This window comes from Pseudomonas sp. F8002, assembly GCF_013385495.1.
Lineage (GTDB): Bacteria > Pseudomonadota > Gammaproteobacteria > Pseudomonadales > Pseudomonadaceae > Aquipseudomonas.
This window is the reverse complement of record NZ_JACAPW010000033.1, coordinates 25267-49785: the sequence shown is the minus strand read 5'-3', so window position 1 is coordinate 49785 and position 24519 is coordinate 25267. Positions and strand designations below refer to the sequence as shown.

Genomic DNA, 24519 nt, shown 5'->3' with positions numbered 1-24519 from the left:
ATAGTAATCCGAACCTAAAACCCACCATTAAACACGCCCTCACGACCACTGAAATAATGTTCAAATCGAACCTTTGAACACATTAAAAATTATTACAAGCACTATCCACGCACTGCATAACATGCAAAACTTTTTAATGTATAGAGACAGCTTGAAACGTATCTCACTTCTTATCTACTACCGACGCTCAAACAAACAACGCTCACACCTTATTTTCGCGCGTCAAAAAGACCTCATAACAACAAAGAGTACTATATGAACAATCAGACACACGACGTATCGTCACGCATCCTACAAGAGATATTGAACATTCATCGCCGAGACCGGGAATATACGTCAGGCGCAACTTCAAACGAGGAGAGTGAAACAATTAAAAAAATCCAGACACCACGTATTCAACACTTTGTGAGTGCTGGCAAGCCTGTCGAATTGGTATTACCCGCTTTTCCTGCCAAGTCGCCTAATCCAGGAAAGGTACTGGGCCGGCTACCCGACATGGCGGAAAAACTCTCTTTGCAGGCGCTCAACACACTGTGCGCCAACATTAAAAGGATTTATTCCCCGGGGGCAAAACTGACCATTTGTTCTGATGGTCGCGTATTCAGCGATTTGATTGGCGTCGATGACGACGACGTCAGCAACTATCAGGCTTCTATTCTTAAAATCATTACACAGTCATTCCCTGAGCACCTGGCGCTTTATAACCTGGAAGACTGCAACCAGTTCAATACCCAATCGACTGACTTCGACGAATTGCGTCAGTTGATGGCCAACCGCTATTCCGAGCCCTGCGAAGCGGTCAAGCGCACACTTTTGAAATCCGAGGCAGGGGTACTCCTGTACCGGGCCATCACACGTTTCATGTTTCAGGACAGCTTGATACCCGGTTATGTCGGATCGAAAAGCTCGTTGCAGAAAAAATCCAAAACCCTTGCCGTTGGCGTTATCCAGCGCAGTTGGGCCTGGGGAGCGCTGCTTGCCGATGAATTTCCCAACGCGATTCGGCTTTCAATTCACCCGCAACCTGCGGACAGCCTGAAAATCGGTATTCACATGATGCCAACCCAAGATGACTGGATGACACCTTGGCACGGTGTTGCAGTCAAAGTTGGCGAAAAGTACATGCTGATGAATCGCCGCGAAGCCGAGTTGTGTGGCGCACAATTGGTAATACAGGACGAATCTGCCAGCCATTACATCCTGGACACCGCTCATATGGGCACTGCGCCGTTGCCCGAGGAGGTCGCATGATAGACCTCGACCTGCCGCGCCTGATCGATCTTTGTGCCCTACCCGCCCAATCCGGCCAAACGCCCGAGTTCGGCGTAATGGTGACGCCTACTCATACTCATCGGCATATCGGCGAGCTGCCCGTTTCGTGGTTGCGGATGCTGGTGCACAGCCATCAACTGGTTGTGCTCCGTGACTTCGACAATTTTGACAGCACCGATAGTTTCGCACGCTACTGCTCAACCTTTGGGCAGATCATGATGTGGCCCTTCGGCGCCGTGTTGGAATTAGAGGAACACCCTGATCCGGACGATCACATATTCGCAAACAGCTATGTGCCGCTGCATTGGGACGGCATGTACCTGGACACGGTGCCTGAATTTCAAATTTTCCAGTGCGTGAACGCCGTCGACGCTGATCAAGGCGGCCGAACCACGTTCTCCAACACCGCCCATGCACTACGTATCGCATCGCCTCAAGTGCGTGAGTTGTGGAGCAAGGCCTACGGTAGCTATCAGCGTACGGTAGAACTCTATAGCAACACGGCACATGCGCCGATCATAGACGTCCACCCGCGGCGCCAGTTTCCGGTCCTGAGGTTTTGCGAGCAACCTGTGAAAGGTGACGGCAGCTTTATCAATCCATCCCGGTACACCTTCAGCGGTATTGAAGCTGGCGAAGAGGCATCCTTGCTCGACAGTCTCAAAACCATCCTTTACGACCCACGCGTGCATTACTCTCACCAGTGGCGCACCGGCGATATTGTGTTGACGGACAATTTCACGCTGCTGCATGGCCGGGAAGCTTTCACCAGCCACAGTGGTCGTCATCTACGCCGTGTGCATATCCATAGCGACCCGCCCCTGAGCAACCCTCATGTGCATCGCCCAGAAGCAAACGCAGCGCCATCGGCGCCCCTCTAGACCCGGCGCAGTGATGACGGGTAGACCTTGGTAGCCTCATTGCGCTCAGGAAAACCGTTCACGGTAGGCCTGGGGAGTCACCGCCAAGGTCCGCAAAAAGCTGCGACGCATGGTTTCCTCACAACCAAAGCCACACTGCTGGGCAATCCGTTTTATTGAGGCTGCACCGTCGGACAGTTGTCGACGGGCAGTCTCCACACGTATCAGCTCCACCGCTCGCGCTGGTGTCTGCCCGGTTTCAGCACGGTAATGGCGTACAAAACTTCGCTCGCTCATACCCGCCTGCATCGCCAGGGTCGCGATATTCAGGTCAAGGGTCAGATGTTCGGCCATCCAGGCATGCAGCTCGGCGAACCGACTGCCGCCCTCTTGCAGGGATAACGTCACGCTGAATTGTGATTGCCCGCCGGGGCGCTTGAGAAACACCACAAGGTGGCGCGCAACTTCCAGTGCGCGGGCTTGCCCAAGATCCTCTTCGACCAACGCAAGGCACAAGTCAATCCCGGCAGTGACCCCCGCCGATGTCCAGACATCCCCCTGCTGAATAAAGATGGGGTTAGCCTCGACCTTCAGTTTCGGATATTTGAACGCAAGCTCTTCACAACGGGTCCAGTGGGTGGCCACGCGACGGCCATCCAGCAAGCCAGTGGCGGCCAGTAAAAAAGCCCCTGTGCATACCGAAGTCACCCGGCGCGACAGGAACGCCTTTTGCCGAACCCAGTCAACCAGCTCGTGATCCTCTGCAGCGCCGTATACGCCCCATCCTCCGGCGATGATCAGGGTGTCACAGGGGCTTTCGATCGCAGGAAGCGGCTCACCGACCAGCGCCAAACCGGCAGACGTCATTATCGGGCTCGACTGTGAAGCAATTACGCTGACGCAATAAGGCGCAGAAAGCCCTCGCTGGCGCGCCAGGTCATTGGCGGACGCAAAAACCTGTAAAGGCCCTGTGACATCGAGCACTTGAACGTTCGGAAAAGCCAGTACATGGATGATCTTTGACATGATTGGCGTAATTGGTGGGCCTAATGGCGTGTAGGCCAAATCCTATGTCACTAGAGTAAAACCGTCCACTTCTCTATCAGGGGTTTCACAATGACATTGCAGATCGGCTTCCTGCTGTTTCCGGGCATTCAGCAACTGGACCTCACCGGGCCATACGACGTACTGGGGTCGCTACCAGATGTAACGCTGCATTTGGTGTGGAAAGATCTGGCACCCATCACCTCCAGCACGGGACTGGTGTTCACCCCAACCATGACCTATGACGATTGTCCGGCGCTCGACGTGTTGTGCGTACCTGGGGGTGCAGGGGTTGGTGCGTTGATGGAAGACCCGCCTACGCTGGACTTTCTCAAGTTGCAGGCCAAAGCCGCACGCTACATAACATCGGTGTGCACTGGTTCGCTGGTACTGGGTGCAGCGGGCTTGTTGCAAGGGCGTCAAGCCACGACTCACTGGGCCTACCATGACATGCTGGCACCATTGGGCGCGATTGCGGTTCAGGCCCGCGTGGTCCGTGACGGCAATTTAATTACCGGGGGCGGAATTACGGCGGGGATTGATTTTGCCCTGACCCTGGCGGCTGAACTGTACAGCGAAGCGGCTGCGCAACTGGTGCAACTGCAAATTGAATACGCGCCTGCGCCACCTTTCAACGCAGGGCGACCAGATACAGCGCCTGCGCACGTTCTGGAAGAGGCCAACAAACGCACAGCACAGTCACGCAAGACACGCGGCGAGATCGTGGCGAGAGCCGCCGCGCGGTTGGGATAACACCTGAGAGCTGAGCGCTCCCACGCTCGGCTTTAGGTCGTTGGTTGGCATAATGGTGAAGTGAGATAAGCCGTAATCGCGGATACATCCGTAAGAGAGGAAGACATGGCGATGTACGAGTCAGGACGTACCAGAATTATTTGATTTGTATAGGGACTTGCCTCTTCGTTAATCCGAATAACCTTTACAAACGGCGGCAAGTCCAATTCAACCTGGCAATCGCCAAAGATCAGAAGCGTGAAAAAACGATAGTCGAGAAGCGAATAGACACGTGTGTCCACCTGCCCCGCATTGTGATGGATCATGAAGTCGAGCAAACGCGTTCCATGAAGTTCGTGTTCACCGTAGTGAATGCCCATGCCGGTGATGTAGCCGGCCCTTCGCTCGACGACTTTGATGTAGTCCTTTGCGTGCGTCCCGCTATTTGAATATTTGGTGGTACGCACGAGTTCACCGGAGGTCTCGATAACCCCCATGGCAACTGGCTTCCGCTCTTGCTCGTAGGTACGCAGAAGCTCCCTCGGTGCGCCGCAGTTCAGCACCATGTTCATCTTCCACATAAGGTTGAAGGCGTCTGCCAAACCCGTATTTAAACCCTGGCCGCCATTTACGGAATGGATATGGCATGCATCCCCCGCCAGAAAGACCTTGTCAGCAATTGAATAGTGCTCGGCCACCGACTCCTTGACGGAGAACTGCGAGAACCAGACGAGTTCCTTGAAGCGCAACGTGTGCGGAAATATGGCACGGTTGATCTTCGCGATTGCCTGCTCGGCAGTAAAATCCTTGATGTCCATGCGCACATAGAATCGATCCAGGTCTCCCTCTCGCGGGATCCACGCCACATCAGAGGTTTCGGCCTGAAAGACGATGATTTCGGGAACCTTCACGAAATCAGTCTCGATCACGCCATCCAGGACCGCCCAGATCATTTGTGGATGCGTCACTTCGAACGGGACATTGAAAAGATTGCGCACGAACGAGCGCGAACCGTCCGCACCAATCACGAATCTGGAGGTGATAACCTCGCCGGTCGACAATGTCGTCGTACATAGATCATCGGTGACATTGATATCACTGACGGAAGTATTGCGTCGTACCGCGCTTTCCATGTCCTTGAGTTTCTCGTCCAGCGACTGTTCGACGAATGATTGCCCAAGCATGAGGAAGTGTTTGTGAAAACAGCCTTCCAAAGACTCCCACCACGTGGACTGGCGCGACACAAACTCACCGTCGGCCCACACCGAACTGGTGTTGCACGGTTTCCCCTTGGAATGAAGACCGTCAAATAGATTAACGATCTCGAGCAGTTGCAAGGTTCGGGCATTGAGCGCGTCGGCTCGTCCAACCTGAAGTGGTGCCGCAGACTTGTCGACAATCAATACCTGCAGGTTACACAGCCGCGCAAGATAGGCGCAGGCAAGTCCTACAGGGCCCGCCCCCACAACGACGATATCAACTATCGGCGAACTCATTGGCAATTCTTCAAGCTGGAACGGCGGAACAGCAGGGCGCTGTCAATAAGTACCAAAGAGTCAAACAAGTGGTAATCATTTTTTTTCATGGCGGCTTCCTTGAACGATGGAAGTGCATCATTAAGTACGCCTCACTAATCTTCAAACGAGTAAGTGATACATAAAATATGTAACTAACACCTCCCCCCTACACCGCCTCCACTGCGGAACTCACCACGTAACAATCGTTCTTTCACAAGACGGGTTCACGTTGGGCGAGACATCAACGCCAACCGTACGGCCAGTACCATCAGCACCGTCGCCAGGCCCCATTTCTGTAGGCCTGCACTCTTGGATTTACCGGCAAAAAACCGGCTGAGCGCCCCGCCGAAGATCCCCAGCACGGCATGAAACACACCACTGATCAGCGTCAGGATGATCCCCAGTTGCACCAGTTGCAGTGCGATGGCCCCCGCCTCGGGTTTGACGAATTGCGGCAGGAACACCATGAAAAACAGCAACGCCTTGGGGTTGAGCAAACTGTTGAGCATCGCCCGCACGAACACCCGGCCCAGCGGCACCCGGACGACGTGGGCCGTGTCCAAAGCGGGTGTTTTTTGCAAGGTCTTGAACGCCAGCCACAGCAGGTACAACACCCCGGCGTAGCGAATCAGATCGAAGGCCGGCGGCCAACTGGCGACCAGTGCAGTCACGCCGGTCGCGGTCAGTGCCGTGAGCAACAGGTCCGCCACACTGATACCCAACCCGGACGCCACCCCGCCACGCCAGCCGTAGGTCACGCCGTGGCTGATGACAAAGGCCATGTTCGGCCCTGGGGATAGCAACAGCAGCAGAACTGCGCCAGAGAAAACAGCCAGGGTTGCGAAGTCGATCATACTCAAGCCATCCGCCGGGAAAGCTTGCAGATTAGTCAGCCCGCCTGAGGCGCACAAAAAATTGTGCTGGATACGCTTTGCAGTGGCCCTTGGGGCCTTGCAAGGTCGGGGAAAATTCGCGAGTTTTTTCAGATAGGAATAAAGGGCCAGCAAGGTAAATCCCTTTAACTTGCGGGACGTTTCCGAGACAATCTTTCGGCCTTGTGCCTGCCGGAACCGCTGGCTAGTCTTCGCCCCGTCACTGCTCATCAGTGATCGGGTTTAGTCGCCCGGATCCGAAAAGGCGCATGTCCCATCATGAGGTTTTATGGTGGCTGTGCGCAGGGCACCTTCGGGTGCGCCGGTTTTTCCTTTTCGGCCGGTCGACTAACCTGCGTACAGCCGCCACCCTACGTTTAGTCGCGAAGGGGTCGGCTCCTTAACCGAAAAGGAGTTACACCATGAATAAACCCGTCCCCGACCCACCCATCGACCTGCTCAAAAACCGCGCCGCGGTCAATCGCGCCCTCGAACACTACCTGCCCTCCCAGGGCTTCCATACCGTCAACGAAGACCTGAGCTTCGAAGACTCCCTGCTCTACACCGCCAGCCTGCTCAGCAGCGCCTCGGCCACCGCCCTCGACTGCGGCGAACTGCTGCAAAGTCCCGAGCGGGCGAAGTTGTTGGCGGTGTGGCATTTGCTGGAAACTGCCAAAACCACCGTCGACCGCTCGATTGAGTGTTTGCACCTGCGCAAGGCTTAGCCGCAACCCCGTCAAGCCTGTGTGGGTTTGTGCATCCGGCCAAATCCACACGGCAACGATTGCCCAATCCTCTGGCCAACGCATAGAATGCGAACCGTTATCAATTAAGACGCCCGCGCCAGGATGCCCATGTCGAGCGACCACCCACTGGATCATGCCGCCATCGGCCAGCTCTACCATGCCCATCATTCCTGGCTGCGCGGCTGGTTGAGCCGGCGTACGGGCTGCCGTGAGCACGCCGCCGACCTGGCGCAGGAAACCTTCGTGCGCCTGCTCAATGCGCGCAAGCAGCAAGCCTTGCTGCAACCCCGGGCCTACCTGAGCAGCATCGCCCGCAGCCTGATGATCGACCAGTATCGCCGCCGCGAACTGGAGCGTGCCTATCTGGAGAGTCTCGCGCATTTCCCGCAAGTCGAGGTGCCGTCGGAAGAAACCCGCCTGCTGATCCTCGACAGCCTGGAGCGCATCGACCGCCTGCTGGACCAACTCAAGCCACGGGTGCGCGAAGCGTTTTTGCTGGCGCAACTGGACGGCCTGACCTGCCAACAGATCGCCCTGCGCCTGGGGGTGTCCAAGGCCACCGTGGAGCGCGACCTGGCCAAGGCACTGCATGCCTGTTATCGGTTGCGTTATGCCGAAGGCTAATCCGCCATTGGTGGACCAGGCGATCCAGTGGATGATCAAGCTGCGGTTCAATATTGCCGATGACGCCACCACCGCTGCCTTCGAACGCTGGCTTGAAACCAGTGGCGATCACCAGCAGGCCTGGCAACGGGTCTCGTCGATGAGTGACGAGTTTGCGCAGTTGCCGGCACAGGTCGGCCGCCATGCCTTGCAAGGTGCCCGCCAACGCATCAGCCGCCGTGAAGGGTTGAAGTTGCTCGGGCTGTTCGCCGGTGCCGCAGGGCTGACATGGTTCGGCCGCGACTACACGCCATTGCCCGGCCTGCTGGCCGACTACCGCACCGCCACCGGAGAGCGGCGTTGGGTCGCCCTCGACGATGGCAGCCGTATCCAGCTCAACAGTGCCAGCGCCATCGACACAGTCTTCAACACCGAAAGGCGTCTGGTGCAGTTGCGCCAGGGTGAAATCCTGATCGACATGGGCGCCGACGGTAGCGCGCCACGGCCCTTCTGGGTGCAAACCCGCGACGGTTATCTGCGCGCCTTGGGCACCCGGTTCATGGTGCGCGAGGAGCCCCACGGCACCTTGCTCGCCGTGCAAAAAGGCACCGTCGCGGTATTCGCCGACAGCCATCAGGCCAGCGCACGTGGCGTGATACAGCCCGGCGAGCAGATGCTGTTTGATCGAAACGGCTTGCGTCCACCCGCCACCACGGGCCTGGATCCCTGGGCCTGGAGCGACGGTGTGATCAGCGCTCACAACATGCGTCTGGACGATTTCCTCGCGGAGCTGAGCCGTTACCGCACTGGGCTGGTGCGCTGCAGCGAAGCGGTCGCCGGCCTGCGTGTGTCCGGGACTTACCAGTTGGACGATACCGATCAGGTCCTGACCCTGGTGGCACAGGCACTGTCGGTGAACATCACCTATCGCAGCCGTTATTGGGTGACCGTCGCCGCTCGTGCATGACCTTCCGAAAATAAATGAGGTGAATTCTCATCTTCGCTCGACCTGTAAGGAAAGGCCGATCAACAGGCCGATTCTGTCCACTTCCTTCAGGAGCATTCCGCGGTCATGCAAGCGTTCCCCTCCAAGCGTTCTCCCCTCAAGCATGCGGTGCACGCCGCCCTGCTCGGTGCCTGCCTGAACGGCAGCGCCCTGCCCCTGGCGGTCATGGCGCAAACGCCTGCCAGCGACACCCAGGCCCGTGACTGGAACATCGCACCCGGCCCATTGGCCACGGTGCTCGACCAGTTTGCGCGCCAGGCGAGTATCAGCCTGTCCTATGACGCCACCAGCGTCGCCGGCAAGACCAGCCCCGGCCTCAACGGCGCGCTGGACAGCCAACAGGCCTTGAGCCAATTGATCCAGGGCCAGGGCTTGCAAGCCCAACGCCAGAGCAACAACACCTGGCTGCTGTTGCCGCAAGTCGCGGACACCGGCGCGCTGAGCCTGGGTGCCACCACCGTGACCGGCGAACACCTCGGCGTCACCACTGACGGCAGCGGTTCCTACACCACCGGCGCGGTGACCATCGGCAAGGGCGCCCACAGCCTGCGGGAAACACCGCAATCGGTCAGCGTCATGACCCGCAAGCTGATCGACGACCAGAACATCACCACCATCGATCAATTACTGGAACACACCCCGGGCATCACCACCTACGACTCACCTATGGGTGGCAAGTATTTCTATTCCCGTGGTTTCAAGATGCTCGGCCAATACCAGTTCGACGGTGTGCCGTTGGACATCGGCAAAGACTACGTACAGGCCGACAGCTTCACCGCCAACATGGCGATCTATGACCGGGTGGAAGTGCTCAAGGGCGCGGCCGGCATGCTCAAGGGCGCCGGCACCGCCAGTGGTGCGGTGAACTTCGTGCGCAAGCGGCCACAAGACAAACCCACCACCAGCCTGTCGCTGTCTGCCGGCACCTGGGACAACTACCGCGCCGACGTCGATACCGGCGGCCCGCTCAATGACAGCGGCACCGTACGCGGCCGCGCCGTGGTCAGCCAACAGAACCGTGGCTCGTACATGGACGTCTCCAAGCGCCAGGACCAAGCTGTCTACCTCGCACTGGATGTTGACCTCTCGCCTGACACCACCCTGGGCATCGGTGCCAGCTACGAAGATGTCGATGCAACGCCCTGCTGGGGCGGTGTGCCGCGCTACAGCGACGGCAAGAGCATCGGCCTGAGCCGATCCACCTGCCTGGGCCAGGCCTGGAACGACTGGCAGAGCCAACGCACTACGCTGTTTGCCGACCTCACCCACCACTTCAACGACGACTGGCAACTCAAGGTCACGGCGGTGAACAGCCGCAACCTGCAAGACATCAAATACGCCGCCAGCCAAGGCACCGTGAAGTACGGTGATCCGGCGCCAACCGCCGAGATGTACGCCGCGCTGTTTGACTACGACCACCGGGATTTCGGACTGGATGCCTACCTGGACGGTAAGTTCGAAGCGTTCGGTTTGCAGCATGAACTCATCATCGGCGCCAATGGCAGCCGTGGCACCCAGGACGATGTCTACGCGATCCGGAGCCTGCCCGACCGGCAAAGTATCTTCCTGCCCAACCACCACTTCCCGCAGCCCGCCAACGATACCTTCTGGCCCAACATGTACCGGGGCGGCACCGTCAAGGAAACCGCCACCCAGTACGGTACCTACGCCACTTTGCGCCTGAGGCTGGCCGAGCCATTGATGGTGGTGCTCGGCAGTCGCGTCAGTTGGTTCGAAAACCGCCGCCAGTCGAATAACCTCGCCTGGGGCGAATGGGCCCTGCAGGATGCACGCACCAAGGAAACCGGTGAAGTCACGCCATTCGCCGCGGTGATCTATGACCTCGACGACAACCTTTCGGTGTACGCCAGCTACGCCGATATCTTCCAGCCACAAAGCTCCAACGCCACGGTGACCGGCGCCGCCCTCAAGCCCAAAATCGGCGAAAACTACGAGCTGGGTATCAAGGGAGAATGGTTTGAGGGGCGCCTCAACAGCTCGCTGGCATTGTTCCGCGCTATCGAGAAAAACGCCGCCGAAACCGACTACACCACCCAATGCGGTACCTCGGCAGACGGCTATTGCTACACCGACACGGGCAAGGTTCGCGCACAAGGTGTCGAAGCCGAGTTGAGTGGCGAGTTGCTGGAACGCTTGCAAGTGGCGGGCGGCTACACCTACACCCAGACCAAGAACCTCAACAACATCAACAGCGCCGCCATTGGCGCGGTTGCAAACAGCTACGTGCCGCGACACATGCTGCGCTTGTGGGGCGATTATCAGTTGGACGGCACACTGTCGAAATGGAGCGTCGGCACCGGCGTCAACGCCCAGAGCAGCAACTACCGAATTCAAGGCATCAAACTGGAACAAGCCGGTTATGCGGTATGGAATGCGCGGTTGGCGTACCGGGTTGATGACACATGGACGGTGGCACTGAATGGTAACAATCTCTTCGACAAAAATTACTATCAGACGGTGGGAACGGCCGACTGGGGTAATTTCTACGGCGAACCGCGCAACTTCACCGTCAGTTTGAAAGGCAATTTTTAAGGTTAGTACCGCCTCAATGTGGTGACGGACTCACGTCCTCACCACTCATCGCTTGTCCCCGAAAAACCCCGCATCCGACCTCCGTCAAAAAAAGGTTTTCCTCAGCCGCAGGAAATTTCCCAAATTTGTTCCTACACTCCAAAACGCCAGCATTTTGTTCTCGAAGAACCCGAGAACCCGACCTGGACAGTCAACAATTTGTCACGTAGATAATTAGATAATGTGTCTAGATCGATACCCTTATAAAAAAGTCAAAACCTTGACGAGCAGAGAAAAGAGAACCATCATTTAGCCATTACCCCGCAAATTCCCTGCAGATAGATAGGTAATTGCGTATTACCCAGCGAAGTAACCGTTCGTCTGGCGCCACTTATAAAGCAAGCCCTGCCTTTATGGATGAGCAGCCGAACAAGGAAGCCCTGGTGTGCAATGAGGGATGTTTTTATGCGCGAGAAGTCGTCAGTCGACAGCCTGTTTTTGACCCGGGCCGGTTTCATTGAGTTCTTTGTTGTTTTCGTAAAATTGATGCACGGCCTCACCGCCGTTTTTCCAGCACTGATCCTGCTGTTTTATCCAGACCCGATGGCCCCCGAACTGCGCGCGCACTTTCTCGGCTTGCTGCTGTTTTTCGCGATCCTGACGATCATTCTGTTCCAGGCCATGGGGGTTTACTCCGAGGAGCTGTTCAGCAACCGCCTGCGGTTTCGCACCATGCTGGTGGCCTGGTCCGCGGCCTTTTGCATCCTGCTGTTCATGTACCAGATTCTGCTGATGTTCCCGCAGTTGAGCCCGCGCAACCTGGCGTTCTGGTTTATCACCAGCCTTGCGTTGTTCGGGCTGGAGCGGATCGTGATGCTGCGCCTGTTCCGCAACCTGATGGCCAGCGGCAAATACCTGCAACGCACGGTGATCCTCGGCTTCACCGACACCGCCGTGCACGTGGCCGACCACTTGCAGCGCAACGGCGATATCCGTTCCGGACTGATCGGTTTTATCGACGACCGCACCGAGCGCATCCCCAAGGAACTGAGCAACCTGCCGCTGCTGGGCAACACCCGCGACCTGGAAAAGCTGATCCGCTCCGAGCAGGTCAACCAGGTGATGATCACCCTGCCCTGGGCCGCCGAACAGCGGATCAACGGGCTGGTGAAGCGCCTGCGGCAGATGTCGGTCAACGTCATGCTAGTGCCCGACATGGCGGCCCTGCGCTATGGCCACAGCCGCATCACCGATGTGGGCGGCATCCTGATGTTCAACACCTCCCATGTGCCGCTGCGAGGCTGGTCGCCGTTTATCAAGCGCTGTGAAGACCTGATCCTGGCAACCCTGGGCCTGGTGGCACTGTCGCCGATCATGCTGATCACGGCGATTGCCATCAAGCTCGACTCCAAGGGCCCGGTGCTGTTTCGCCAGAACCGTTTTGGCTACAACGACAACGTGATCCGGGTGTTCAAGTTCCGTTCGATGTACGCCGAGATGAGCGACTTCAACGCCGACCGCCAGACCACCCGCGGCGACCCGCGCATCACCCGCGTGGGCCGGATCATTCGCAAGACCAGCATCGATGAGCTGCCGCAGCTGTTCAACGTGCTGCTGGGCAACATGTCGATGGTCGGCCCGCGCCCGCATGCCACCGCGACCAAGGCCGCCGGCGTGCCCTACGAAGTTGCCGTGAGCGAGTACAGCTCGCGGCACCGGGTGAAACCGGGCATCACTGGCTGGGCGCAAATCAACGGCTATCGTGGTGAAACCGACACCCTGTTCAAGATCCAGAAACGCGTTGAGTACGACCTGGAGTACATCTCGAAGTGGTCGGTGTGGTTCGACTTGTACATCGTTTTCATGACGGTCCCGGCCGTCCTTTCGACCAAGGAAGTCTATTGATGAACACCCTCAACGGCTTGATTCCCTGCATCATTTCCGGTGGTTCGGGCACCCGGCTGTGGCCGGTGTCACGGCAGAACATGCCCAAGCCTTTCATGCGCATGCGTGACGACCAGAGCCTGCTGCAGAAGACGTTCCTGCGAGCCAGTCACCTGCCAGACGTGGAAAGTGTGCTGACGGTGACCAACCGCGAGATGCTGTTTCGCACCCTCGATGACTACCGCGTGGTCAACAAGGCTCATCTGGCCCTTGACCTTTTGCTGGAGCCGTTCGGGCGCAACACCGCCGCCGCCATCGCCGTGGCCGCCCTGCATGTACAGGAAAACTTCGGCAGCGAGGCGCAGTTGCTGATCCTGCCCGCCGACCATCTGATTCTTGATGAAAGCGCCTTCGCCGATGCCGTCGCGCAAGCCCGTGACCTGGCGGAAGCCGGCTACCTGGTGACCTTCGGCATCCAGCCCGACCGCCCGGAAACCGGCTTCGGCTATATCGAACAAGGCGAGGCACTGGGCCAGGGGTTCCGGGTCAAGCGCTTCGTCGAGAAGCCCGACCTGGTCACCGCCCAGGGCTATCTGGACGGCGGCAAGCACCTGTGGAATGCCGGGATGTTCTGCTTCAAAGCGAGCACATTGCTCGACGAGCTTGCGCTGCACGCCCCTGCCGTACTGGACGCCGCTAAAGCCGCCCTCGACCACAGCCACAACCTGAATAACAACAACTGCCGCCAGCGCGAATTGAACGCTGAAGGCTTCGGGTCTGCGCCCGATATCTCGATCGATGTGGCACTGATGGAAAAATCCGCGCAAGTGGCCGTGGTGCCCTGCGACATCGGCTGGAGTGATATCGGCTCCTGGGACGCGGTGCGCCAACTCACCCCGAGCGACGCCAATGGCAACCAGGTCAATGGCGAAGCAGTCCTGCACGACGTGCATAACTGCTACATCGACTCGCCCAAGCGCGTGTTGGGCGCAGTGGGCGTGAGCGACCTGATCATCGTCGACACCCCGGACGCGATCCTGATTGCCGACGCCAAGCGCAGCCAGGACGTGCGCTACATCGTCGCCGAGCTCAAGCGCCAGGACCATCCGGCATTCAGCCTGCACCGCACCGTCACTCGGCCGTGGGGCACCTACACCGTGCTGGAAGAAAGCAGCCGCTTCAAGATCAAGCGCATCGTGGTCAAGCCCCGCGCCTCGCTGTCATTGCAAATGCACCATCACCGCAGCGAGCACTGGGTGGTGGTCAGCGGCGCGGCGATGATTACCAACGGCGACCGTGAATTCCTGATCAACGCCAACGAGTCCACCTACATTCCGGCCGGGCACAAGCACCGCCTGACCAACCCTGGCATCATCGACCTGGTGATGATCGAGGTGCAGAGCGGCGAGTACCTGGGCGAAGACGACATTGTGCGTTTTGACGACATCTACGGCCGGGCTCCGGCCGAAGTGAAGAAGTGATGCGTACCGCCCTGATCATCCCGACCCGCAACGCTTCCAGCCACCTCGACCGGCTGCTGCCGGCGCTGCGCATGCAAACCCTGCAACCGGACGAAACCCTGGTGGTCGACAGCGCTTCCAGCGATGACACCGTGGCGCGTTTTCGCGAGTTCGGCGTACGGGTCGAAGTGATCGATGCCAAGGACTTCAACCATGGCGGCACCCGCCGCTGGGCCAGCGAGCAAGTCGACGGCGACGCGCTGATCGTCATGACCCAGGACGCGATCCCCGCCGAACCCGAGACGTTCGCCAACCTGGTGGCCGAACTGGAACTGGACCCGCTCAACGGCGTCGCTTACGGCCGCCAGTTGCCGCACCCGGATGCCGGGGTGCTGGGCGCCCAGTCACGCCACTTCAATTACCCGCCGCAAAGCCGCAGCAAAAGCCTGGCTGATGCGCCGGAGCTGGGGATCAAGACCTGCTTCAGCTCGGATTCGTTTTCGGTGTACCGGCGCAGCGCCCTGCAAGCCGTCGGTGGCTTCCCCGCGGATGTGATCGGCAGCGAGGACGCCTACGTCGCCGCCCGCATGCTGCTGGAAGGCTACAAGGTGCGCTACGCCGCCACCGCCCTGGTCTATCACTCCCACGATTACCGTCTCATGGATGAGTTTCACCGCTACTTCGACATTGGCGTTTTCTACGGCCGCGAGCCGTGGATCCGCCAGGCTTTTGGCGATGCCGGCGGTGAAGGTAAACGCTATGTACTGGCCGAGCTTCGAGCGTTACGCGAAGCCGGTGCATTGCACCGCGTACCCGAAGTACTGGTGCGCAGCGCGTTCAAATTGCTCGGCTACCGGCTGGGCCATCTGGAGCGCCAGCTCCCCCTCGCCCTCAAGCGGCGCATCAGCATGTTCCCCGGTTATTGGAGGTGAGCATCATGACCTACAGGAAGACCCCTTTGATGAAACGAACCTTGCTCGTCCTGGCCATGATGGCATTGGCCGCCTGCAATACGCCCGCGCGGATCGTCGCGCCCGATGGCAAGACGGTGGACGAGGGCAAGCAGGCCCTCGATCGCATGGCCCAACTGCCGCCGGCGGTGGAGCGGATCCGCATCGGCGACCAGTTGCGGATTGTCCGCGATGCCGGGGAAATGCCAACCCTGTCGGCGTTCAACGTCAGCACGATTTACGAGCTGACGCTGTACACCGTGCAGAACGACGGCAAGATCAACTATCCCTTCCTGGGGCCGATCCAGGTGGCGCGGCGCACGCCGGCGGAAGTCGCCGCCGAGCTGAGCCAGAAACTCGCACCGGTGTATCGCGAGCCTCGGGTGACGGTGAACATCAACCAGGCGCCGGGCAACACGGTGATCGTCGGCGGCGCGGTATTAAACCCGTCGGCTATCTCCATCGCCACGGCCCCGACCATGGAGCAGGCGATTCTCGGTGCCGGCGGCGTGAGCTCGGTGGGCAACGCGAGTATGGTCGCCCTGCTGCGTGAAGATGGCCAAGGCGTCTACCACGCCTACTTCCTCGATTTCAGCCAGTACCTGAAGAACGGCGCACTGGGCCGCAAGCCCGTGGCGCTGCAACGCGGTGACGTGGTGTTTGTACCCAAGTCCAACGTCGGCGAACGGATCCAGGGCGTGGACACTTACCTGAACCAGCTGATTCCCTTCACCAAATCCATTGGTGTGGGCTACAGCTACACCACGAACCACTAAAGGAGCGACATCCCATGATCGAGATCCGTTCTTTTCGTGATCTTCTGCGTCTGTTCTTCATCTTCAAGCACGAGTTCAAACTGGCGGCGATTGCCGCGCTGGTGATCATTTTGCTGGGGGCGTTCCTGCTGCCGGCCAAGTATGAATCCACCGCGCGATTGCTGGTAAAACCAGGGCGTGACTCGACGATGCCGATCGAGGTCGACAACCGTCAGCCAATCGTCATGCCGAGCACCCAGCGCGACCCGATTGTCGACGAAGAGCGCCTGCTGACCGGCCGCCCTATCGTGCGTGCAGTGGCCGAGCATTACCTGGACGTGATGGACAAGATGCAGCCGCCGGAAGGCGTGTGGAAGCGCACCAAGTGGTACGTCAAGAAAGGCATCAGTGCCGTGTTTGACGGTGTGCGAGTGGTGCTGGAAACCGTTGGCATCGTCGAAGAAACCACCCCGGTGGAACGCCTGGCGAAAAGCCTGGAGAAAAACTTCGAAGTGACCCACGCCATCGGCTCTACGGTGATGGACATCAGCTTCCGCTGGGATGACCCGCAAATCGCCCAGGCGGTGGTCAAGGATTGGGTCGAGACCTACATCGACGAGCGCACCCAGGCGTTGGGCCGCAAGAGCCTGTATGCGTTCTATGAAGGCCAGGTGTCTTCCAGCGCTGCGCAGATCAAGAGCTACAAGGAGCAGATCCTCGCGCACTTGAACGACATCGGCGCCTCGAGCATCACCGATCGCCTGGAAGACTTGTCCGAGCGGATCAACGTGCTGCGTGGCGAGGTGTTCAACTCCACTCGGCTGATCGCTTCCTCCGACGTGGCGTTGCAGAGCACCCGTGACCAACTCAAGGGCCAGCCCAAAGAGGTGACCACGGTTCGCCAGATCGCATTGAACCCGCAGCAACAAGACTTGCGTCGCCTGCTGAACCAGAAGCTCCTGGAAAAAGCCGACATGATGCGTACCTACACGGATAACGCGCCGCCGGTCAAAGCCCTGGACGCTTCGATCCGTGCCATGCAGGCCCAGGTCGCCGGTGAAAGCGACACGGTGCAAAGCTCCGAGAACCGCGCGCCGAACACCCTGGAAATCCACCTGCAACGGGTACTGCTGGATGAGACCAGCCGCAACCAGTCGCTGCGTACACAGTTGGTGCAACAGCAGAAGCAACTGACTGAACTGGAAGCCCAGCGCAAGGACGCCCTGGCCATCGAGCCGGAACTGGCGCGCCTGGCCCGTGAGTTGAACGGCACCGAGAAAAACTACGCGCTGTATGTCGACAGCCTGGAAAAATCGCGGATCGACCGCGAACTGGACAAGAGCCAGATCAGTAACATCGCGGTGATCGAAGAAGCTACCCTGAACCCTGGGCGCGTCTTCCCGAAAACCCTGCTGATGCTGTTGCTGGCGATCCCGTTCTCCATCGTGGTCGGCCTGCTGGTGATCTACCTGTGCTACCTGCTGGATCAACGGATCCACGACGGCGGCCTGGTGGAAGGCAAATTCGGCCTGCCACTGTGGACCACGCTGCCGGAGCTGGACACCAGCACCGCGCAAAGCACCAACGCCTTCAACGCGAGCATCTATCGCCTGTATGGGTTGCTGCCGCTGGAGCGTATTGCCGAACAGGGCCTGACCCTGGGGCTGACCTCGGCACGGCACGGTGAAGGCGTGAGCTTTATCGTCGAGCAGTTGCGCCAGTTGCTGGAAGAGAACGGCGTGCGGGTGCGGATCGGCGGGGTTGAGCCGGCGATTCCGGGCCAGGTGGTACTGCTGGATGCTTCGGCGCTGCTGGACAATCGTGATGCGTTCATCAACCTGCGCCGTGCCGACCTGATTGCGCTGGTAGTGGAAGCGCAAAAAAGCACGGTACCGGTGGTGGAACACGCACTGTCGATCCTCACCACGGCGTTCGGCAAGGTCGATGGCATTATCATCAACCGCCGCAAGTTCGAGGTACCGGTCAAGGTGCTGAAAACCATCGCCAAGTACCGGGGTTCGTTCTGATGCGCATCGCCCTGCTCGCTCCCCTGCCGCCGGAAAAGAACGGGATCGCCGACTACGCGAACCACTTCAAGACGGCACTGGAGCAACTGGGCGTCGAGGTGGCTACGCCCTTGACGGGCGTGGTCGGCAGCACGGCGGCGATCAAGCAAGCCATTGCCGGTTTCGACTGGCAGGGTGTTGACCTGGTCCACGCCGAGCTGGGCGGTGGGCGGCTGGGGGAGTTCCTGGCCCTGCGCGAATTGCGCAAGGCCTACCCCGCCCTGCCGTTGACCGCCACGGTGCATGACCCGGAACGCATGGTCTGGCGGCGCGAGCAATTGCCCTTTCCGCTGAACCTGCTGGAATCCTTGCCCAGCCCATTGCCCCAGGCGGCAGTGGTGCTGGCCGATCCCTTGACCCTGCGCGAAGAACGTCACGTCGCCCAGGGCCTGACCCGGCTGGTGACCCTCACCCGCCTGGGCGCCGACTGCCTGACGGCGCGCATGCAATTGCCCGCCGGCAAGGTGGCGGTGATCAACCACGCCAACCTGGATATCCCGCCGGTGGCCTTGCCGCCGCTGGACACGCTGCACCTGTTGTATTTCGGTTTTATCTACCGTGGCAAAGGCATCGAAGACCTGTTGCTGGCCCTGGCCGCCGCCTTCGAAAAAGCCCCCGAATTGCGTGACCGTGTGCGCCTGACCCTGGCCGGTGGCACTGCCGCCGAAATGGCGTTTGGCACAGGCGGCAATTACCTGGAGCAGTTGAACAGCCAGATTGCCGAACTCGGCCTGGCAGGCTCCATCGACTGGCGGCTGAATTTGCCGGCCAGCGAGATCCCGCAGACGATCCAGGCGCACCATGTGATGGTGCTGCCGTATCGCGAATCGAAAAAGCTCGGCCTGCTGGGCCGCCAGCGCGGCACCAGCGGCGCATTGTCCTGGGCTGCCGCCTGCGGGCGCGGCGCGATCACCTCCGATGCCCGGGCATTCGCCGAGGAAGTCGCCAGCGGCAATGGCGCCATCTATCCACAGGGCGATGTACCCGCCTTGAGCGAGCAACTGCTGCGGCTCGCACGCAATCCGCAAATGGCCAGGGACTGGGCCGAACGCGCCGCCGCGATTGGTCGTGAACGGCTGTGGCCGTTGACGGCGCAGAAGTTCGCGACACTGTTTAGTGAAGCCATTGCAGGAGGCAACCATGGCACGTAAACGGACTTACCTGGCGACCCTCGTGGTCGTCGCCGCACTGGGCCTGACCGCCTTTCTCTGGGGCCGCCCGGCCGATGCCGAGAGCCATGTGCTCAAGGGCAGCAAAGAGGTCGTGTGGAAGGACTTCCTGGGGGTGAACGCGCAGTTCCTGTGGTTCAGCCCCGAGCGTTATCAGAAGCAGATCGACCGCCTCAAGGCCCTGGGCCTGGAGTGGGTGCGCCTGGACCTGCACTGGGACCAGTTGGAAACCGCCGAGAACCAGTACAACGTCGCGACCCTCGACGAACTGGTGAACAAGCTGCAGCAGAACCAGATCAAGTCGGTGTTCTACCTGGTGGGCTCGGCGAAGTTCGCCACCACCGCACCGGCCTCCTCGCCGTACCAGGACCAGTTCCCGCCCAAGGACCCGAGTATCTTCGCCAACCGCATGGCGTTGCTGGAACAGCGTTACCCCAGCGTGGACGCGTGGCAGGTGTGGAACGAACCGAACCTGCTGGGGTTCTGGCGCCCCGTCGCCGACCCGGCCGGCTATGCGAACCTGTTGCAAGTCACCGCCGCCGCGCTGCGGGTGGTGAACCCGAACAAACCGGTGGTAGCCGCCGGCATGGCATTCTTCAGCGAAATGCCCAACGGCCAGAACATGCTCGACGGGCTGCTGCAACTGGGCGTGCCGAGCCTGAACACCGTCATGTCCTATCATCCCTACACCCAATTGCCCGAAGGCAACACGCCGTCGAACCTCGACTTTGTCGAAAAAACCAGCGCCCTCAACCAGAAACTGCGGGCGGCCGGGGTGAATACCCTGTGGAGCACCGAGTGGGGCTGGTCGACCTACAAAGGCCCGAAAGAGGTGCAGGACTTCATCACCACCCAGGGCCAGGCCGACTACATCGTGCGCCGCGTCGCGCTGATGAGCGCGCTGGATTTCGACAAGATCTTCCTGTTCACCCTGAGCGACCTGGACCAGCGCGCCAGCGTACGCGACCAGAGTTATGGCTTGCTCGACATCGACGCCAACCCCAAGCCGTCGTACACCGCGCTGCAGAATTTCCTGCAGGTGAGCGGGCCGAAATTGACCCCCGGCGACCCACCCACCGCCGATCAGTTGCCCGATGGCCTGTTCAGCATCGGCTGGTCCCGTGCCGACGGGCGCAAGGTGTGGTTTTTCTGGTCGGCCCGTGGCGGCAGCGCGCACTTGCCGGGCATGACCACCGCCACCTTGTATGACCCGTTGCGCGGCACCGAAACACCCTTGAGTGGCACCAATGGACTGGACGTACCGGTCAAGCCGAACCTGCAAATTCTGTTATGGGATTGAAGCCACCCATGCGCATCCTCTGGATCCTGCCCTACTCGCCTTGGCCCGCTACCAGCGGCGGCAAGACGCGCCAGTTTCATTTGCTGCGCAGCCTGGCTGCGCGCGGGCACCGGATCACCTTGCTGCTGCATGACAAACATGCGGTATCGCTGACGGATCGCCACGTGCTGGAAGCCTTTCTGGAACAGGTGATCATCCTCCCCCGCCGCCCGCTGCGCAGCCTGAAGACCCTGCTGGCCGGGCTGTTTGCGCCGTATCCGTTGCTGGCCAGTGTGAATGGCCTGTCGGGTGAACTGCAGGACACCTTCGAGCGCTTGCTGACCGAGCATTGGGACGTGGTGCAGATCGAACATACCTACACCTTCCAGCCTTACGAAGCTGCATTGGCCCGTCGCTCCCAGCCGTTTGTGCTGACCGAACACAATGTCGAATCGTCCCTCGGCGCCGCGACTTACGACCGCCTGCCCGGCTGGGCATTGCCGTTCATACGCTACGATCAATGGCGCTACGGCCGCTGGGAACACCGGGTGATGCGCCAGGCCGCGCAAGTGGTCGCCGTGACCGACGCCGACGCCCAGACCCTGGCGCAGATTGCCGGCAAGCCGGTACCGGTGGTGGTCAACGGGGTGGATTGCGCGCACTTCGCGGCTGCCCGACCCGACCCGACGACCCGCCGCGTGCTGTTTCTGGGCAACTACGAATACGCGCCCAACGTCGATGCCATCGAGTGGGCACTGGATGAGATCCTGCCGAAAGTGTGGGCCCGCTGCCCCGACGCACGCATGAGCGTCTGCGGTTTCGGCATGCCGGAAAGCTGGCGCGATCGCTGGCAGGACGGACGCATCGAATGGCAGGGTTTTGTCCCCAACCTGCTGGCCCTGCAATCGAGTTGCTCGGTGTTTCTGGCGCCGTTGCGCCATGGCGGCGGCTCCAAGCTCAAGGTGCTTGAAGCCCTGGCCGCCGGCCTGCCGCTGGCGAGTACCGACCAGGGCGTGTCCGGCCTGGACCTGGTGGAAGGCCTGGATTACCTCGGCGGCCAGACCGCTGAAAGCCTGGCCGACGCCGTGGTGCGCCTGCTGCAACAGCCTGAAGTCGCTGCTCCCATGGGCGAAGCCGGTCGCGCCTATGTGCGCCGTGCCCATGACTGGAGCGTCGCCGCCAGCCAGCTGGAGCAGGTGTACGCGCAACTGTCGCCCCAGAGCCAAAAGGAGCCGGCATGCGCATAGGCCTCGATTACCGCACCGTCGGCACCTCGCCGCAATCAGGCATCAGTCGCCAGGTGTACGCCCTGGAAGATGCCCTGCGCACCCTGCCCGGCATCGAGCTCGAACGCTTCAGCGTCGCGCCGCTGGGGGATGAGCTGCGCCTGAACGTGCATTGCCCGGACTGGGGCTGCGCCAAGACCGCCATGCACCAGCCGCACCAGCGCCTGCGTTTCGAGGCGGGCTATCTGCCCAAGGCGCTGCGCAATGAGCACATCGATGTGTACATCAGCACCTTCAATATGGGCCTGCCGCTGCCGCCCAAGCCGCAGGGCCTGCGCACCGTGGTGCTGCTGCATGACCTGTTTCAGATCACCCTGGACAACTATCACGCCAACCGCCTGAAGGCGCTGATCTACAAGGCCAGTGATCGGCTGTCGATCACCTATGCGGTGCACACGGCAGACCGGGTGTGGACGCCTTCGCAGTACAGTGCCGACGAAACCGCGCGGCTGTTTCCCAAGGCGGCAGGCAAGATTCGCGTATTGCCCAACCAGGTGGTCGGTTTTGTCGGACTGCCGGCGGACCTCTCGGCCCGGCAACTGCCCGAGCGCTACTGGCTGCTGGTGGGTACCCGGGAATTGCGCAAGAACGTGCCGTTCCTGGTGGACGCCTGGCAGCAAGCGCGCAGCCAGTCGCCGAACGTGCCGGAACTGGTGCTGGTGGGCAGCCTGGAACATTTGCCCGAAGCACAACGCAACTACCCGGGGATACGCGCCTTGAGCGGTGTATCCGACGCCGAATTGCACGGGCTCTACCGCAAGGCCTTGCGCCTGTGGCAGCCTTCCTACGCGGAAGGCTTTGGCTTGCCGGTGATCGAAGCCCTGAGCGTCGGCACTCCGGTCGCGGTGGCCAGCGGTACCTCGCTGGACGAAATCACCCCGCCGCTGGCACCGCGGTTTTCACCCACGGACGGCGCGGCGCTGGTGCAATTGATGCTGCACCTGGCCGACCAACCCGTCGAACAACCACCTGAACAGTTACGCAGCTGGGCCGAACGCTTCAACCACCAGGCCTACCGTCGGCGCCTGGCCGAACTGATCGAGGAATTGAATTGAGAATCTCACTGGGTAGCCTCGTCGCCATCGTCTTCGGCCTGCTGTTTGGTGGGTTGATCCTGTTTCTTTCCCCGGTCAAGGCCGTGCTGGCAGTGATCGGCCTGGCCGCTGCCGTGACGATTCTGCGGTTCCCGTTCTGGGGACTGCTGCTGTTCGCCCTGGTGGCGACGTTCATGCCCTACTCCACCCTCAACCTGGGGATTCGCAGTACGGTCAGTGAGGCGCTGATCGCCCTGACCTGGGCGGCGGTGATCTGGCACGGTTTCCTCTCGCGCCTGCCGGCCGCCCCACCGCTGTCGCGGCGCCCTACCGACCGCATGTTGATGTGGCTGATGATCTTCACAGTGGTGCCGTTTATCGTCGGCCAGGTCAGCATCACCGCCGAGGCCAGCGGCGTGGCGAACTGGTTGCGTTGGCTGCTGAACCTGTCGGTGCTGTTCCTCGCCGCCAAGCTGCTGGTTGAACAGAAGAACCGCGAAGCCCTGGTGATCGCCTTGTTGCTGGGCACACTGGCGATGCTGGTGATGTCCATCGGCGTATTTATCCGCTCGCGCTCGGCCTCGGGCATGTTGCCGATCCTGACCCTGATGAACTACGGCAGCCTCGACACCCTGTCCCTGGGCCTGGGTGCCATGGCCTCGCGGATGGGTTCGCCATGGATGCACCCGAATGCCACCGGCGGGATCATGGCGCTGCTGCTGCCATTGGCGTTCTGCTACGGCATCACCAACACCGGCTGGAAACGCGGTCTCGGCCTGGGCGTTGCCTGCCTGGGTGCGGCGGCCCTGCTGTTGGCCAGTAGCCGGGGGGCGATGGTCAGCCTGGCGCTGGTGCTGATCTGGATGGCGTCGCGGCGGGTGCCGTACACCGGGCGTTTGCTGATGATCGGCGTGGCGTTGGCCGTGGCGCTGGTGCTGTCGTACCCACCGTTGCAGGAACGTCTGGCGACAATCTTTTCGGCGCAGAACGCGAGTACCGAAGTGCGCTTTGACGAATACCGCATGTTCCCCCAGGCCGTGGCCAGTTACCCGCTGGGCATTGGCTTCAAGGTTGACCCGCCGGTGCCGGGTACGCACCTGCTGGGGATTTCCAACCTGTGGCTGAATTTCGTCTACAAGACCGGGGTGATCAGCATGCTGCTGTTTATCGCCGTGACCTGGCGCTGGTGGCGCGAGTCCCGTCCGGAAATCGGCCCGATCCGCCTGACCAAGGACAATGCGATCTGGCTGGGCAGCACGGCGGGGATTCTGTCGGCGCTGGTCAGCGGCTTTTTCGACCACTACTTCAGCTTCGCCCTGGTGATGATTGCGCTGTTCTGGCTGATGGTGGGGATCAACGTGCTGGAGGCGCGGCGGCTGTTTCCGGCGCGTCTGCCAAAGGTCAAGACCGTGGCGCATCGCAAGCCTGTGTTCAATAGCGTCGGGCCCTAGG

General features: G+C 60.4%; 20 protein-coding genes. 17 read left to right on the top strand and 3 right to left on the bottom strand.

All coding sequences use genetic code 11. From position 1 onward, the window contains the following. The first annotated feature begins 255 nt into the window (after positions 1-255). Both HX811_RS24470 and HX811_RS24465 read left to right on the top strand, forming a co-directional pair. Positions 256-1251 (top strand): L-tyrosine/L-tryptophan isonitrile synthase family protein, encoded by a 996-nt coding sequence (locus HX811_RS24470; RefSeq protein WP_177047730.1) that lies wholly within the window; start codon positions 256-258, stop codon positions 1249-1251. After that, the gene (locus HX811_RS24465) at positions 1248-2153 is read left to right on the top strand and encodes a TauD/TfdA family dioxygenase (protein WP_177047728.1); all 906 of its coding nucleotides are present in this window, start codon (positions 1248-1250) and stop codon (positions 2151-2153) included. The genes HX811_RS24470 and HX811_RS24465 overlap by 4 nt, the downstream gene beginning before the upstream one ends. A gap of 45 nt (positions 2154-2198) precedes the next feature. On the opposite strand, the gene HX811_RS24460 is transcribed toward HX811_RS24465, so the two are convergent. Next, the gene (locus HX811_RS24460; protein WP_177047726.1) at positions 2199-3158 is read right to left on the bottom strand and encodes a GlxA family transcriptional regulator; all 960 of its coding nucleotides are present in this window, start codon (positions 3156-3158) and stop codon (positions 2199-2201) included. A 90-nt stretch (positions 3159-3248) separates the two neighbouring features. Here HX811_RS24460 and HX811_RS24455 point away from each other — a divergent pair, with 90 nt between their 5' ends. Then, the gene (locus HX811_RS24455; RefSeq protein ID WP_177047724.1) at positions 3249-3929 is read left to right on the top strand and encodes a DJ-1/PfpI family protein; all 681 of its coding nucleotides are present in this window, start codon (positions 3249-3251) and stop codon (positions 3927-3929) included. A gap of 32 nt (positions 3930-3961) precedes the next feature. On the opposite strand, the gene HX811_RS24450 is transcribed toward HX811_RS24455, so the two are convergent. Next, positions 3962-5404 carry an FAD-binding protein gene (locus HX811_RS24450; protein WP_177047722.1) on the bottom strand — a complete coding sequence of 481 codons (1443 nt, stop codon included), beginning with the start codon at positions 5402-5404 and terminating at the stop codon, positions 3962-3964. A gap of 245 nt (positions 5405-5649) precedes the next feature. Then, positions 5650-6279, bottom strand: a complete 630-nt coding sequence (locus HX811_RS24445) for a LysE family translocator (protein WP_177047720.1) — start codon at positions 6277-6279, stop codon at positions 5650-5652. 440 nt (positions 6280-6719) lie between these two features. On the opposite strand from HX811_RS24445, the gene HX811_RS24440 reads away from it, so the two are divergent. The 14 genes from HX811_RS24440 (at position 6720) to HX811_RS24375 (ending at position 24518) form a co-directional block, all read left to right on the top strand. Then, positions 6720-7022 carry a DUF6124 family protein gene (locus HX811_RS24440; protein ID WP_177047718.1) on the top strand — a complete coding sequence of 101 codons (303 nt, stop codon included), beginning with the start codon at positions 6720-6722 and terminating at the stop codon, positions 7020-7022. A gap of 129 nt (positions 7023-7151) precedes the next feature. Continuing rightward, positions 7152-7667, top strand: coding sequence for a sigma-70 family RNA polymerase sigma factor (locus HX811_RS24435; protein WP_102369583.1), 516 nt, complete (start codon positions 7152-7154; stop codon positions 7665-7667). Then, positions 7654-8613, top strand: coding sequence for a FecR domain-containing protein (locus HX811_RS24430; protein WP_177047716.1), 960 nt, complete (start codon positions 7654-7656; stop codon positions 8611-8613). The genes HX811_RS24435 and HX811_RS24430 overlap by 14 nt, the downstream gene beginning before the upstream one ends. Before the next feature lie 105 nt (positions 8614-8718). After that, positions 8719-11205, top strand: a complete 2487-nt coding sequence (locus HX811_RS24425) for a TonB-dependent receptor (protein WP_177047714.1) — start codon at positions 8719-8721, stop codon at positions 11203-11205. A gap of 444 nt (positions 11206-11649) precedes the next feature. Then, positions 11650-13089 carry an undecaprenyl-phosphate glucose phosphotransferase gene (locus tag HX811_RS24420; RefSeq protein ID WP_003208206.1) on the top strand — a complete coding sequence of 480 codons (1440 nt, stop codon included), beginning with the start codon at positions 11650-11652 and terminating at the stop codon, positions 13087-13089. After that, positions 13089-14549 (top strand): mannose-1-phosphate guanylyltransferase/mannose-6-phosphate isomerase, encoded by a 1461-nt coding sequence (locus HX811_RS24415; protein WP_177047712.1) that lies wholly within the window; start codon positions 13089-13091, stop codon positions 14547-14549. The genes HX811_RS24420 and HX811_RS24415 overlap by 1 nt, the downstream gene beginning before the upstream one ends. Beyond that, positions 14549-15460, top strand: coding sequence for a glycosyltransferase family 2 protein (locus HX811_RS24410; RefSeq protein ID WP_177047710.1), 912 nt, complete (start codon positions 14549-14551; stop codon positions 15458-15460). The genes HX811_RS24415 and HX811_RS24410 overlap by 1 nt, the downstream gene beginning before the upstream one ends. A 29-nt stretch (positions 15461-15489) precedes the next feature. Then, positions 15490-16254, top strand: a complete 765-nt coding sequence (locus HX811_RS24405) for a polysaccharide biosynthesis/export family protein (protein WP_003208211.1) — start codon at positions 15490-15492, stop codon at positions 16252-16254. Between the two features lie 14 nt (positions 16255-16268). Further along, positions 16269-18260 (top strand): exopolysaccharide transport family protein, encoded by a 1992-nt coding sequence (locus HX811_RS24400; RefSeq protein ID WP_003208213.1) that lies wholly within the window; start codon positions 16269-16271, stop codon positions 18258-18260. After that, complete coding sequence (locus HX811_RS24395) at positions 18260-19450, top strand: glycosyltransferase (RefSeq protein ID WP_177047708.1); 1191 nt, start codon at positions 18260-18262, stop codon at positions 19448-19450. Before HX811_RS24400 ends, HX811_RS24395 begins: the two co-directional genes overlap by 1 nt. Then, positions 19440-20768, top strand: coding sequence for a cellulase family glycosylhydrolase (locus HX811_RS24390; protein WP_177047706.1), 1329 nt, complete (start codon positions 19440-19442; stop codon positions 20766-20768). The genes HX811_RS24395 and HX811_RS24390 overlap by 11 nt, the downstream gene beginning before the upstream one ends. 8 nt (positions 20769-20776) lie before the next feature. Beyond that, on the top strand, positions 20777-21994 hold the full coding sequence (locus tag HX811_RS24385) for a glycosyltransferase family 4 protein (protein WP_177047704.1): 1218 nt from the start codon (positions 20777-20779) through the stop codon (positions 21992-21994). After that, entirely contained in the window at positions 21985-23088 is a 1104-nt protein-coding gene (locus HX811_RS24380; RefSeq protein WP_177047702.1) for a glycosyltransferase family 1 protein, read from the top strand. The genes HX811_RS24385 and HX811_RS24380 overlap by 10 nt, the downstream gene beginning before the upstream one ends. A gap of 2 nt (positions 23089-23090) precedes the next feature. Continuing rightward, positions 23091-24518 carry an O-antigen ligase gene (locus HX811_RS24375; RefSeq protein ID WP_043225192.1) on the top strand — a complete coding sequence of 476 codons (1428 nt, stop codon included), beginning with the start codon at positions 23091-23093 and terminating at the stop codon, positions 24516-24518. Position 24519: the final 1 nt, after the last annotated feature.

What these genes read in the sequence shown, in the direction of transcription:
- HX811_RS24435 (WP_102369583.1), top strand. Translation starts at nt 7,152, where the DNA reads ATGTCGAGCGACCACCCACTGGATCATGCCGCCATCGGCCAGCTCTAC.
- HX811_RS24415 (WP_177047712.1), top strand. Translation starts at nt 13,089, where the DNA reads ATGAACACCCTCAACGGCTTGATTCCCTGCATCATTTCCGGTGGTTCG.
- HX811_RS24395 (WP_177047708.1), top strand. Translation starts at nt 18,260, where the DNA reads ATGCGCATCGCCCTGCTCGCTCCCCTGCCGCCGGAAAAGAACGGGATC.
- HX811_RS24420 (WP_003208206.1), top strand. Translation starts at nt 11,650, where the DNA reads ATGCGCGAGAAGTCGTCAGTCGACAGCCTGTTTTTGACCCGGGCCGGT.
- HX811_RS24385 (WP_177047704.1), top strand. Translation starts at nt 20,777, where the DNA reads ATGCGCATCCTCTGGATCCTGCCCTACTCGCCTTGGCCCGCTACCAGC.
- HX811_RS24465 (WP_177047728.1), top strand. Translation starts at nt 1,248, where the DNA reads ATGATAGACCTCGACCTGCCGCGCCTGATCGATCTTTGTGCCCTACCC.
- HX811_RS24460 (WP_177047726.1), bottom strand. Translation starts at nt 3,158, where the DNA reads ATGTCAAAGATCATCCATGTACTGGCTTTTCCGAACGTTCAAGTGCTC.
- HX811_RS24470 (WP_177047730.1), top strand. Translation starts at nt 256, where the DNA reads ATGAACAATCAGACACACGACGTATCGTCACGCATCCTACAAGAGATA.
- HX811_RS24440 (WP_177047718.1), top strand. Translation starts at nt 6,720, where the DNA reads ATGAATAAACCCGTCCCCGACCCACCCATCGACCTGCTCAAAAACCGC.
- HX811_RS24400 (WP_003208213.1), top strand. Translation starts at nt 16,269, where the DNA reads ATGATCGAGATCCGTTCTTTTCGTGATCTTCTGCGTCTGTTCTTCATC.
- HX811_RS24450 (WP_177047722.1), bottom strand. Translation starts at nt 5,404, where the DNA reads ATGAGTTCGCCGATAGTTGATATCGTCGTTGTGGGGGCGGGCCCTGTA.
- HX811_RS24425 (WP_177047714.1), top strand. Translation starts at nt 8,719, where the DNA reads ATGCAAGCGTTCCCCTCCAAGCGTTCTCCCCTCAAGCATGCGGTGCAC.
- HX811_RS24410 (WP_177047710.1), top strand. Translation starts at nt 14,549, where the DNA reads ATGCGTACCGCCCTGATCATCCCGACCCGCAACGCTTCCAGCCACCTC.
- HX811_RS24405 (WP_003208211.1), top strand. Translation starts at nt 15,490, where the DNA reads ATGAAACGAACCTTGCTCGTCCTGGCCATGATGGCATTGGCCGCCTGC.
- HX811_RS24390 (WP_177047706.1), top strand. Translation starts at nt 19,440, where the DNA reads ATGGCACGTAAACGGACTTACCTGGCGACCCTCGTGGTCGTCGCCGCA.
- HX811_RS24445 (WP_177047720.1), bottom strand. Translation starts at nt 6,279, where the DNA reads ATGATCGACTTCGCAACCCTGGCTGTTTTCTCTGGCGCAGTTCTGCTG.
- HX811_RS24430 (WP_177047716.1), top strand. Translation starts at nt 7,654, where the DNA reads ATGCCGAAGGCTAATCCGCCATTGGTGGACCAGGCGATCCAGTGGATG.
- HX811_RS24455 (WP_177047724.1), top strand. Translation starts at nt 3,249, where the DNA reads ATGACATTGCAGATCGGCTTCCTGCTGTTTCCGGGCATTCAGCAACTG.
- HX811_RS24380 (WP_177047702.1), top strand. Translation starts at nt 21,985, where the DNA reads ATGCGCATAGGCCTCGATTACCGCACCGTCGGCACCTCGCCGCAATCA.